Below are 13,106 nucleotides of genomic sequence, written 5' to 3' on the forward strand. Positions count from 1 at the left end.
TTATGTTTAAAAAAATATTAGTTGCCAATAGAGGGGAAATAGCCTTACGTGTTATTAGAACCTGTAAAGAAATGGGCATAAAAACGGTAGCTGTGTATTCAACTGCAGATGCTGAAAGTCTTCATGTAAAGTTTGCAGATGAAGCGGTTTGTATTGGACCTCCTCCAAGTAGTGAATCGTATTTAAAAATGTCGAATATCATTGCTGCAGCCGAAATTACAAATGCAGATGCTATTCACCCAGGATATGGGTTTCTATCTGAAAATGCCAAATTTTCAAAAATTTGTGAAGAACATGACATCAAATTTATTGGTGCTTCTGCAGATATGATTAATCGTATGGGTGATAAAGCCAATGCGAAAGCAACCATGATTGAAGCAGGCGTGCCTTGTGTTCCTGGAAGTGAAGGAACTATAGATGATTATAAACACTGCGAAATATTAGCCGAAGAAGTTGGATATCCTGTTATGCTTAAAGCATCAGCAGGTGGTGGCGGAAAAGGTATGCGTGCTGTTTGGAAAAAAGAAAACTTAAAAGACGCTTGGGAGTCTGCTAGACAAGAATCTAAAGCTGCTTTTGGGAACGACGATATGTACATGGAAAAACTCATAGAAGAGCCAAGACATATTGAAATCCAAATTGTAGGCGATTCTACAGGAAAAGCTTGTCATTTATCAGAACGTGACTGTTCTATTCAACGTCGTCATCAAAAATTAACGGAAGAAGTTCCTTCGCCATTTATGACGAAAGCCCTTCGTAAGAAAATGGGAGATGCTGCCGTAAAAGCTGCCGAATATATTAAGTATGAAGGTGCAGGAACGGTTGAATTCCTTGTGGATAAACACCGTAATTTCTATTTTATGGAAATGAATACGCGTATCCAAGTAGAACACCCAATCACAGAGCAAGTTATTGATTTCGATTTAATTCGTGAGCAAATTTTGGTTGCATACGGTGTGCCAATTTCTGGTAAAAATTATACACCAAAATTACATTCAATAGAATGCCGAATTAATGCGGAAGATCCATTTAATGATTTCAGACCTTCACCAGGTAGAATCACGACACTTCATGCACCAGGTGGGCATGGTGTACGTTTAGATACGCACGTTTATGCAGGTTATGTTATTCCGCCATATTATGATTCTATGATTGCGAAATTAATTACCACAGCGCAAACACGTGAGGAGGCTATCAATAAAATGAAACGCGCTCTTGATGAATTTGTTATAGAAGGTATAAAAACAACCATTCCTTTTCATAGACAATTAATGGAGCATCCAGATTATTTAGCCGGAAACTACACCACTAAATTCATGGAAGACTTTGTTATAGAAAAGCCAAGTGATAATTAATAAATAAAAGCTCCGAAATATTTTCGGAGCTTTTTTTATGAGAAACTGGATTCATTTAATAAACCTAACTTCTGTGTTTAAAAAAAAGATTTCCAATTCTAATGCTGGTTGTAAATTTAAGCCTTCTTTAAAGTTTATTATTTTATCTGCTAATAACACTTTTAATATTTTAATCCGAAACGCAATATTACAATCATCTTTATTAAGATGGAGCTCTCCGCTGACATTCATTTTGTAAAACCAATACTATAAGTTGCATACTCTTGTTGTAAGTAAATTATGTTAAGTAGCAATCTCATAACTTTCTTCAGTTTTTATTAAATTTATATTGCAATTATTATATGAGAAACTATGCGCGCAAACTTGCATTCAGGGGGATTGGTTGCATACGTTTCCTTATTCTCACCAAATAACTATATCATTTCTCGTTAAAAGTTGTTATGATAACTTGAATTCCAGTTCTAAAATTCTTACTTTAGTGGCAAAATAAATTATTTATACAAAAAAACATGAAAAAAAAATTACACAAAGTTTTACCATTCGTAATCCTTATGTTTTGTTTGTCAGCTTTTAGTCAAGAACAACACTTTAAAAAAGTGATTGCTGAACAAGAAAACAGTATGATGATTAATACCACGTATTCAATGAGTATTAATCAATTAATGAGCGATTTGAGTAAAGCGCAGCAGCGAGGAGACTCGCGAGAACAAGTTAATAACCTTGTGATTGAAGTGCCGAATCTTGATGGGGAATTAGAAAAATACTTAATTCAAGAAGCATCTGTTATGTCGCCAGGCTTACAAGCGCAATATCCAGAAATCAGATCGTATGTTGGATATGGAATTGATACGCCTAGTTCATATTTACGTTTTAGTATATCTCCTTACAAAGGAATGTCAGGTATTGTTTTATCTGGTATAGAAGGAAAAGGTCTTGTTATAGAGCCTGTTAAGAGTAATGTATCTCAAATAATTGTTCGTGAGAAACAAAATTCAAATTCGGAAATTCAAAGTTTTGAGTGTTCAACTCCTGAAGAATTAAGTGAAGAAATTGGAGATATTGTAAATTCCAACCGAACTGGAGCTAATGGTACCTTACATACTTTTGATTTAGCGATGTCTGTAACGGCAGAGTATTCTATTTTTCATGGCGGAACCTTGCCACAAGTAAATGCTGCTATCGTGAATACCATGACTGTTGTAAATGCCATTTTTGAAAATGAATTTAATGTGAACATGATATTAATTCCAAATAATGATGCTGTTATATACTTAACTACGGCAACTTCACCTTATAGTAGTACTAATGATTCTGGGTATAATGGTGTTTTGCAATCAACTTTAAATTCAGTTATAGGTAATGCTAATTATGATATTGGTCACCTAATGGGCGGTATTGGAAATAATGGTAATGCTGGTTGTATTGGTTGTGTGTGTGTTGCAAATCAAAAAGGTAGTGGATATACAACAAGTACAACCCCAATAGGTGTGAATTTTGACGTGGATTATGTTGCGCATGAAATGGGACACCAATTTGGCGCAAACCACACGTATACATTTAGATCCGAAGGTGGAATAGCTCAAATGGAACCAGGTAGTGGTAGTACGATAATGAGTTACGCAGGTATAACAGGTACTTCTGATGTTCAACCATTTGTAGACCCTTATTTTCATGCCGTATCTATTCAGCAAGTAAATGCGCATGTAAGTACCAGAAGTTGTGATATAGAAACACCTACTGGAAATAATATTCCAACGGCTAATGCTGGTGCAAACATAACCTTACCGAAAGGAACGCCTTTTAGGTTAACAGGTGCTGGAACAGACGCAGACGCAAATGATAATTTAACGTATTGTTGGGAGCAATTTGATGAGAACAATGGTGTAACTGAATTTCCAAGCCCAACATCAACAAACAGTAATGAACCACAATTCAGATCGTATTTACCAAGTACAAATGCTACGAGAACATTCCCTAAAATGGAAGATTTAATAGATTTTGGTGTCAACGGTACGTTATACGAACAAATTCCTACAGTAGGAAGAAATGCAGATTTCAGATTAACCGTGAGAGACAATAGACCTGGAGGTGCGGCAAATGCCTTTGATGATATGCGTGTTACATGGAACAATACGGCAGGACCCTTTGTAGTGACATCTCAAGAAACAAATCAAATTGTATGGACTCCAGGAGATACAGAAACTATTACGTGGGATGTGGCAGGTACAACTGCAAATGGTATTAATGCGGCTAATGTAAATATCATATTATCTACATCATTAACGCCAGATGTAGACTTTACTACAGTTTTAGCTACAAATGTTCCTAATAATGGTTCCTATCAAATTGTAGTTCCTTCTGTGACTTCTGCTTATTCTAGAATTCTTGTGGAAGCGGCAGATGGTTCATTTTTTAATATAAATGATAATTATTTCGCCATAGGAAATTATATCTACGTTCCAGGTGATAGTTGTGAAGATTATTTCTTTGCTTCGGGAGGAATACTATTAGATGAAGATGCAGGGCAGTTTAGTGGTTTTAGATTACCTATAGCCGATTCTAAAACAATTTCAGACCTTAGAATAAGTATAGATGCTTCTACATCAAATAGTGGTCAAATTCGTGCAGCTATCAGACCACCATCTCAAGCAGCAGGATTTAATCAAGTATATTGGGGTGCATGTGCTGGTTCTACAGATCTTATTTTAACGTTTGACGATGCTGGAAACCCTATTAACTGTACTGATACAGCTAATAATGATGTGGTATTACCAGCGCAACCTTTAAGTTTTGCAGATGGTCAAAATTCCTTAGGAGATTGGATTTTCTTTATTGGAGATGTTGTAGTAGATGGCGTACGAGTTACGTGGAATTCTACAACGATCACTATCTGTGAGTCTGGTATTTTTGTTCCAGAATTAAGTGTCGACGAATTTGGATTAGATGCTTCATTTGCGGTATTCCCAAATCCAAATAACGGAGATTTCTCTATTAAGTTTAAGCCTTTAACAAACGAGACTATTAATGTAGAAGTGTTTGATATAAGAGGTAGAAACGTTTATAATAAAACGTATAACAGTACAGGTGATTTTAACGAGTCTATCTCGTTGAGTAATGCCCAAGCTGGTATGTATTTATTAAATGTTACACAGGGAAGCCAGAAAATCACTAAAAAGTTAATAGTTAACTAAATAGTGTCGCTTAATTTTTATAAAGAATAACTCCGAAAGCAATTTCGGAGTTTTTTTTTGATATTCCTTTCCAATTACCGCAACCTAGTATATCATGCATTAGCTATATTTAATTATTGTATATTTTTAATTAACTAGAAAATGAAAGGGATTACAACATTAAAAAAACAGTAAATTAGCCTTATGAATTTATCGTATTGGGAAAATAAAACCTGGCTAAATCAAGTGAATTATACTGTTGTTGGTAGTGGTATTGTTGGATTAAATTGTGCATTACAACTAAAACTACAGTTTCCGAAAGCCAAAATTTTAATTCTTGAGCGTGGTATGTTACCGCAAGGTGCTAGCACTAAAAATGCAGGTTTTGCTTGCTTTGGAAGTTTAAGCGAAATTCTAGACGATTTAAAAACCCATTCAGAAGATGAGGTTATAGAACTGGTTCAAAAACGGATTGACGGATTAAATTTATTGCGTCAAAATCTTTCAGATCAAGCTATAAATTATCAGCAGCTAGGCGGTTATGAATTGTTTAATAATGATAATCAGGCATTTTATGATACGTGTTTAACTGAAAGAGAATCCATTAATAAATTGCTGTTTCCAGTTTTAAAAGAAGCGATATTTTCACTTAAAACAAACGATTTTGGATTTGAAAATATTCACAAACAACTCATTTTTAATCCATTTGAAGGACAAATTGATACAGGTGATATGATGGAGGCTTTATTATTAAAAGTGCAATCAGCAGGCATTAAAATACTTAATAACGTAACCGTTGAAGCGTATACAGAATTGAATAGTATGGTTGATGTAAAAACCAGTCACTTTCAATTTAAAACCGAAAAATTATTAATAGCAACCAATGGCTTTGCATCGCAATTAATAAACGAAGACGTAAAACCAGCTAGAGCGCAAGTGCTCATAACAAAACCAATTCCTAATTTACCCATTACAGGAACTTTTCATTTAGATAAAGGTTATTATTACTTCCGAAACATTAATAATAGAATCCTGTTAGGTGGTGGTAGAAATTTAGATTTTACGGGTGAAGAAACTACGGTAATGACCGAAACGGCTCTTATTCAAAATCATTTGGAACAGGTATTGAAAACGACAATTTTGCCAAATACGGCTTTTGAAATTGATTATTGCTGGAGTGGTATTATGGGTGTTGGAAATCAGAAAAAACCAGTTGTTAAACAACTATCAAACCATGTATATTGTGGTGTGCGGTTAGGCGGAATGGGTGTTGCTATTGGCAGTATAATAGGAAAAGATCTTGCCCAATTACTAGATTGATATGATAAAAAAACTATTCAAATTTATTTTTAAATGCATCCTATGGCTTATAGTTTTATCAGTAGCAATGGTTTTATTATTCAAATGGGTTCCCGTACCTATTACGCCATTAATGGTTATTCGTGGTGTTGAAGAATACCAAAAGGGTAACAAAATGACTTGGGAACACGATTGGGTTTCCATTGATAACATATCAAGACATTTACAATTAGCGGTTATTTGTAGTGAAGACCAGCGTTTTTTAAAGCACAATGGTTTTGATATCAAGGCTATAGAAAAAGCTTTGGAGAATAATAAAAAAGGTAAACGCATAAAAGGTGCTAGTACCATTAGCCAACAAACAGCCAAAAATGTGTTTCTATGGCCAAATAGGAGTTGGTTACGCAAAGGTTTAGAAGCCTATTTCACGTTTTTAATAGAACTGACTTGGAGTAAGGAACGCATTATGGAAGTGTATTTAAATAGTATAGAAATGGGTAATGGTATTTATGGAGCCGAAGCGGCTTCGCAATATTGGTATAATAAATCGGCTGCCAAATTATCACCTATGGAAGCAGCTTCAATTGCAGCTATTTTGCCTAATCCGTTGCGATATAGAGCGCAACCAGCATCTAATTATATTGCAGGTAGAAAGTCATGGATTGTGAAACAAATGGGGTATTTTGGACGATTAGATTACAACCAAGTCGATGAAAAAAAATAGCGCAATAAAAAGTGAATTATACAATTTGTGCTTGATGTCCTTAAACAAGCGGTTGGGCGCCATTCAGAAACAAATTGCGGAAATTCAAGAATCTTTAACAAGTGAAACCAAAAGTAGTGCAGGCGATAAGCATGAAACAGGGCGTGCCATGTTACAGCTGGAGCGTGAAAAAGCAGGAGTACAGCTTTCTGAAATACAAAAGCAACAGGACACGCTTTCTAAAGTGAACGTTATAAAAACCTCCGAAACTATTTGTTTAGGAAGTGTGGTGTTCACAACCAAATCCAATTATTTTATTGCTATTAGTGCTGGTGAATTTTTAATTGCTGGTGAATTGTTTTATGCTATTTCACCGCGTACACCAATAGGAAAATTGTTATTAGGAAAAACAGTACGGAATGAAATTGTTTTTAATAAACAGACGATTAAAATTGAAGCTATTATTTAGTAATTTCTAAATGAACGATATCACCTTTTTTCAATTCTGAAGCATGTTCAAATACGATAATTGATTCTTCAAATTCGGCCTCTATCAAAAAATAAGACCCTTTAAAATAAGCTTTTTTAACGACTACTTTTATATCCGATTTTTCAACCACTTTCAGTTGGTGTGCATAAATAAACTGACCTTTAATACGATTAAATTCTCCAAAGAAGGCAGCTACTAACGCACTTTCAGGGTTGTTATAAAGATCTTGTGGTTTTCCTTGAGCCGCTATTGTTTGGTTGTTTAAAACAATAATTTGGTCAGCAAAACCTAAAACATCTTCTTGGTCGTGTGTGGCAACCAAACAGGCGATATTTTTTTCTTTCAAATAGTTAAAAACCCGACGTCTCAATGTTTGTTTTTGGTAATTATCAATATGGCTAAAGGGTTCATCCAGCAATAAAATTTCTGGTTCTTCAGCTAAAGCGCGGGCTAAAGCCACACGTTGTTTTTGACCACCACTTAAAAGCTTGACTTTGGTTTTTGCAAATTCGGTAAGTTCAACAACATCAAGAAGTTCAGCGGTACGTTCTTTTTTTTCTTTCGGAAAAAAATTAGATAGATGCTTACCTATATTTTCTTCCACGGTTATAAATGGCATGAGTTCAAATTCTTGAGCTACATACTTCATGAAATCATAACCAACCACTAAATTGTGTTTGGGTCCAAGAATCTCCATGTCTTTCCAAAAAATATGACCTGAATCCAAATCATATTCACCATAAAGAAGTTTTAATAAGGTGCTTTTCCCTGAACCGCTTTCGCCAATTATAGCTGTGTTTTCACCGGGCTGTATGCTGAAATTTATAGCCTGTAAAATGGGTGTTTTTTGATAAGCGAATTTGAGATCTTTTACGTTTAGCATGCTGCAAAAATACGGCAAAAAAAATTCGCTTCTAAAAGAATAGAAGCGAATTTATTATGTTGATGATCTATGTTATTGCTTAATAAATTTTCTGTTTATAACGCGACCTTCAGACTCTAATCGTAAAATGTAAAAACCGGTTTGTAATTTTGAAACATCTAAAGCGTTTGTTTCTAATTTAGAGTTTAATACTTTTTTTCCATTGATATCAAAAACGGTTGCAATTTTACCATTTAAAGAAACAGGTGTTGAAATATTAAGGGTGTTTTCAACTGGGTTCGGGTAAATTGCTAACGTTTCCAATTCATAATCCTGAACCGTTAACGACTCGCCTTCAGTAACACAAAGTCTTTGATTGATTGTTGGTGTTGGAATATTATCTACAACACCTGATGGCCAGTAAATTATTAAATTATCTATGGCTGTTTCTGTTCCCAATCCGAAATGAGTATTTAACGTGCTCATAAATCTAAAACCTTCACCACTCCTTACATCGCGAATTTGAACGCCTGAAGCTGTGTGAATTTCAACACGTGCTCCAATTCCATTTATATTACTATAACCAGCTGTTCCAACAGTACAAATACTAATCCAATTATTAGCATTCCCACTATTCATATAAATACTTCCATTACTAAAAGAATCTATGAAACCATCATTATTTAAATCGCCAAATGAACCATTACTTCCTGATATTAAGTTTTCTTGAAGCGAAAATGTTAAGTCACCATTTCCAAATAGAATATTTCCATTGGATGCAATATCTAAATTTCCATCATTATCAAAGTCATACGTCACATTTTCTATACCTGTATCAGGCATCAATTGAACGCCTGAAGCAGTTGTAACATTTGTGAATATTACTGTAGTATTTCCTTGATTATCTGTTACTAAATCATTTCGCATCATTTTATGAGAACCAGAGCTGGCACCTATAAAGACGTCCATATCGCCATCATTATCAAAATCACCCCAAGCGGATGACCATGTCTGCATTGGATCTGCTAATAACAAGGCAGATGAAACTTCAGAATAAGTACCATCACCATTATTTTTATGCATTTGATTCATACGTCTGGCTTCTTCACCACCACATTTTGCAATAAACATATCTAGGTTTCTATCGTTATCATAATCAATCCAAATCGAACCATAATTTCCACCGGATTCATACATACCTAATCCGCTAGGTACGCCCTGTACGTTTTCGCCTTGATAGTAGGTTAGGTTACCCTGCCCATCGTTTATAAAATATACGTTTGGTGCTAAGTCATGACATACAAATGCATCTAAATGGCCATCGTTATTAATGTCAACAAAATTAGAGCGTTGCGAAAAAACATAGGGATCATGAGAATCTTCCGTAAAAGTACCATCACCATTGGACCTCATGAACGTTACGCCATTTCCGCCACCATATAATAAATCAGTATAGCCATCCGCATTATAATCAGCAGCAGCTAAACTCCAACCTGGCGTATTGTTAGCGTAAGATGTGGTAATATTCCTTCCTTGAAATCCGCCAGAGGGCAATTGTTCTTGAATATTAATATTGGTATTGGAAACAGAAACAATATCATCTAAATGATCACCATTCATATCTACAATAGCTCTATTTGTACCTGTAGTGGTAAGGCTACTAACTGTAAATGTTACAGCAGGCGGAATTGGAGGATCGCTTTCAGCAATTTCAAAATCAAAACCATTTGTGTCCCAGCGATTATCGAAGGCAATATAATAAGTTTCACCTGCCAAAACGTTTAAAGTCGCAACGGACAGGTATACACTACCGCTGTCATCATCACCACCTTCGCAAATTAGTGCGCCACATGTTCCACTAAAAATATGAACTCGTGTATCACGCCCAGCATTTTGAGTTAAATCGGTTGAAACGGTTAGAAAGGTATCAGATTCGGGTATGTATTTAAACCACTCGCCTAAACTAGCTGCGTCTGAGCTGGTATTACAATTGGGGCTTGGAACTTCGCCACCGTCTATTAATGCTACATTATAAATACCTGGTTGTGTAATTGGTGTAGCAGCATCTGCTTCGGAACACGTATTGGAACTTGTTTGGGCATGTGTAACGGCAAGCGTTAAAAATGCAAGTAAAAGTAATTTTGTTTTCATGAGTTAAGGAGTTGATTTCTAGCTTGATATTTTACTAATATAAGTGTTTTTTTTATTTTAATTTTAAGGTCCTACGTTTATTCACATCTGTCGGTTAAAGAATTTATCCATTCGGTAATTAAAGCAACACCTTCTGTATGTTGTAATGTGCGTCCTAATAAAGGCATACGATATTGTTCCTCAACAGAAGTCATTCTAAAAACAACTACGGAAGCTTCGGCATTTGCTGGGTTCATAATTAATGGATATTCGTCTCCAATATTGGTATCTGGTTCTACGCAAATTCCCATATTACTTGCCAATTCATTTTCATTATATGCAAAACGCATTGGTCTGTATTCGCAGTAGCTTTCTTCTGAATGACAATGCGCGCAGTTAATATCTAAATATGAACGAGCACGCATGGTTAGGGATTCTGACGTATCATCCCAAGCTACCATGGTATCAATATTTCCAGGATAATCAGCGTTTAAATACCCGAGGTCTACCCATTTCTGTAATTGATTGCTTGTACCATCTTGGTACACATAGTTTTTATTTAAATTCTGCGGTTTTGGACCTATTGGGACGGGTGTTCCAAATTTATTATGACACGTAAAACATTCGGCTCTTGCGGGAACACGATAATTCACATTTTTAATGGTACCTGCTTCGTTCCAGTCTAAATTTACAAAGCTACCATTGGTGGTAAAGGTGGCTTCGGTTTGCTCTTCATTCCAAACATATTCAGCAAATTTCCAACCACTATCTGTAAAATACATGATTCGTGTTTCCATAATTCTGGTATTACCTGTTGGCAACACATTATCGTAATAAAAATTCTTTATTAAAAAAGCACCAACGGGAAAATTTAAGGGTTTGTAATCCGTGTCATAAGATGCTTTGCTACCATTTGGCATCCATACAAATCGTTTTTTATGTGCATAGTCACTAAATAATGCTGAGTTCAAATCGTAAGGAATAACACCTGAAACGGGCTCCAGATTTTTTAAATCGCCTTCAAAAAAATTATAATCGGATAAGTTAGGATATGGCAAGTCATCTGGATTATAAATAACAGGAGATGCTGGCAAAATAGTTACCGTTACTGTTCCTGTTGCACAATTATTGTTTGAAGAACAGATAGTATATACAAAACTATCAGTCCCTAAATAATTACTAGTTGGTGTGTAGCGTATCTTATCGTCACTTGGGTTATTTGGTGTATTGTTATCAAGAATGGAAATAGTGGCATAGGTAGAATTAGTAACCGTTAATACACCGGTTTCCGGAATATTATTATCATTGGCAAGTACATCAATTTCAACAAAGCTATTTTGAAATACTTGTGCAGTATCAGCTTGAGCTTGAATTTGCAATGCTACATAATCGTCATCTTCTGATTTACAAGCAATCAGTGTAAGACCAATAAGTAGTAAATTAAGGTAGTTTTTTTTCATAATCGACTAGAAAGGCGACTACGAATTTAAGTAAAAAAAATGCCAATATTTTGATTAAAGCTTGATATTTATGTGTTTAGGGTGAATAAACGTTAAACTAAATCGTTTTTTAGTAAATATTCCGCAATTTGTATCGTGTTTGTTGCTGCGCCTTTTCTTAAATTATCGGCTACAATCCACATGTTTATGGTATTTGGTTGCGATTCGTCCCTACGGATTCTACCTACGAACACGTCATCTTTTCCGTTCGCATAAATAGGCATTGGATAGGTATTTACATCTGTATTATCTTGTAAAATAACACCTTCCGTTTCGTTTAGAAGTTTACGAACATCACTTAAAACAAAATCAGTTTCAAATTCAATATTCACCGCTTCACTATGGCCTCCAGTTGTTGGAATTCTTACAGCTGTTGCCGTAACTGCTATAGATTTATCATCTAGAATTTTTTGCGTTTCACGAACCAACTTCATTTCTTCTTTGGTATATCCATTGTCTTCAAATACATCACAATGTGGTAAGGCATTTTGGTGAATTGGATATGGGTAAGCCATTTCGCCATTAATACCAGCCATTTCATTTTCTAATTGTTTTACGGCTTTTAATCCAGTTCCCGTAATAGATTGATAGGTGGAAACAACAACACGCTTGATGTTATATTTTTTATGAAGTGGTGCTAAAACAAGTACCATTTGAATGGTAGAGCAGTTAGGATTGGCAATAATTTTATCAGCTTTAGTTAACGTAGATGCATTAATTTCAGGTACAATTAATTTGGTATTTGCATCCATGCGCCAGGCAGACGAGTTATCAATTACAGTGGTTCCAGCAGCTGCAAATTTTGGAGCCCATTGTAACGATGTTTCACCACCTGCAGAAAACAACGCTAATTCTGGTTTTAGGGAAAGCGCTGTTTCAAGATTAACAACCGTATATGTTTTACCTTTGAAAACAATTTTTTTACCAACAGATTTTTCTGAAGCTACAGGTATTAATTCGGTAACAGGAAATTGACGTTCTTCTAAAACTTTCAACATCACTTCTCCTACCATGCCTGTGGCACCAACTACAGCTACTTTCATCTTTATTATTTTAATTACAAAACTAAATAATTATTAAGGTAATTGTTTAAAAATAAACATAAAAAAACCACTTCTATTATGAAGTGGTTTAGGGTTAGAATATGCAATGTAGCGGTTACTACGTCTTATTTTTTCAAGAGATCACGGATTTCCATTAATAAATCGTTATCCGTTGGTCCTTTAGGCGCTTCAGGAGCTACCTCAACAGGTTTTTTTGTTTTATTATAGGCTTTCACAATCATAAATAATACAAAACCAACTATAATTAAATTGATTATGGTATTTATCCATTCGCCATACATAATAGCGTTTTCGGGCGTTGCTACTGTGCCATCTGCTGCTAAAACAGCTTGGTCAAGAATGATTTTCATATCAGCAAAATCAATTCCACCAGAGAAGTGCCCAATTATAGGCATCATAATATAGGTTACAAACCCTTTAACGACTAAACTAACTGCGCCAGCCAGTATAACAGCAACAGCAAGATCTATGACGTTACCCGTCATGATGAAATTTTTGAATTCTTTAAACATAATTTATAATTTTAGTTAGTGA

The 13,106-nt window shown here is 35.1% G+C and carries 10 protein-coding genes; 5 read left to right on the top strand and 5 right to left on the bottom strand.

Annotated elements, in window-relative coordinates:
- The first annotated feature begins 2 nt into the window (after nt 1-2).
- The 5 genes from accC (at nt 3) to ES675_RS03345 (ending at nt 6,996) form a co-directional block, all read left to right on the top strand.
- Nucleotides 3-1,355, top strand: coding sequence for an acetyl-CoA carboxylase biotin carboxylase subunit (gene accC / locus ES675_RS03325; RefSeq protein WP_066247057.1), 1,353 nt, complete (start codon nt 3-5; stop codon nt 1,353-1,355).
- 509 nt (nt 1,356-1,864) lie between these two features.
- Entirely contained in the window at nt 1,865-4,546 is a 2,682-nt protein-coding gene (locus tag ES675_RS03330; RefSeq protein ID WP_066247063.1) for a zinc-dependent metalloprotease, read from the top strand.
- A 183-nt stretch (nt 4,547-4,729) separates the two neighbouring features.
- Nucleotides 4,730-5,845, top strand: a complete 1,116-nt coding sequence (locus tag ES675_RS03335; protein ID WP_066247068.1) for an NAD(P)/FAD-dependent oxidoreductase — start codon at nt 4,730-4,732, stop codon at nt 5,843-5,845.
- A gap of 1 nt (nt 5,846) precedes the next feature.
- Nucleotides 5,847-6,548 carry a monofunctional biosynthetic peptidoglycan transglycosylase gene (gene mtgA, locus ES675_RS03340; protein ID WP_066247071.1) on the top strand — a complete coding sequence of 234 codons (702 nt, stop codon included), beginning with the start codon at nt 5,847-5,849 and terminating at the stop codon, nt 6,546-6,548.
- The gene (locus tag ES675_RS03345) at nt 6,535-6,996 is read left to right on the top strand and encodes a 3-oxoacyl-ACP synthase (protein WP_231931245.1); all 462 of its coding nucleotides are present in this window, start codon (nt 6,535-6,537) and stop codon (nt 6,994-6,996) included. The genes mtgA and ES675_RS03345 overlap by 14 nt, the downstream gene beginning before the upstream one ends.
- On the opposite strand, the gene ES675_RS03350 is transcribed toward ES675_RS03345, so the two are convergent.
- The 5 genes from ES675_RS03350 to mscL form a co-directional block, all read right to left on the bottom strand.
- A complete protein-coding gene (locus tag ES675_RS03350; protein WP_066247073.1) occupies nt 6,989-7,900 on the bottom strand; it encodes an ABC transporter ATP-binding protein in 912 nt (303 codons plus the stop codon). The genes ES675_RS03345 and ES675_RS03350 overlap by 8 nt on opposite strands.
- 72 nt (nt 7,901-7,972) lie before the next feature.
- Entirely contained in the window at nt 7,973-10,030 is a 2,058-nt protein-coding gene (locus ES675_RS03355) for an FG-GAP-like repeat-containing protein (RefSeq protein ID WP_066247076.1), read from the bottom strand.
- A 77-nt stretch (nt 10,031-10,107) separates the two neighbouring features.
- Nucleotides 10,108-11,469, bottom strand: coding sequence for an Ig-like domain-containing protein (locus ES675_RS03360; RefSeq protein WP_066247080.1), 1,362 nt, complete (start codon nt 11,467-11,469; stop codon nt 10,108-10,110).
- Between the two features lie 92 nt (nt 11,470-11,561).
- On the bottom strand, nt 11,562-12,551 hold the full coding sequence (locus tag ES675_RS03365) for an aspartate-semialdehyde dehydrogenase (protein WP_066247082.1): 990 nt from the start codon (nt 12,549-12,551) through the stop codon (nt 11,562-11,564).
- A gap of 125 nt (nt 12,552-12,676) precedes the next feature.
- The gene (gene mscL, locus ES675_RS03370; RefSeq protein ID WP_066247087.1) at nt 12,677-13,084 is read right to left on the bottom strand and encodes a large conductance mechanosensitive channel protein MscL; all 408 of its coding nucleotides are present in this window, start codon (nt 13,082-13,084) and stop codon (nt 12,677-12,679) included.
- Between the last annotated feature and the right edge of the window lie 22 nt (nt 13,085-13,106).

The organism is Algorimicrobium algoritergicola, assembly GCF_008086165.1.
In the GTDB taxonomy this organism is placed as follows: Bacteria; Bacteroidota; Bacteroidia; order Flavobacteriales; family Flavobacteriaceae; genus Algorimicrobium; species Algorimicrobium algoritergicola.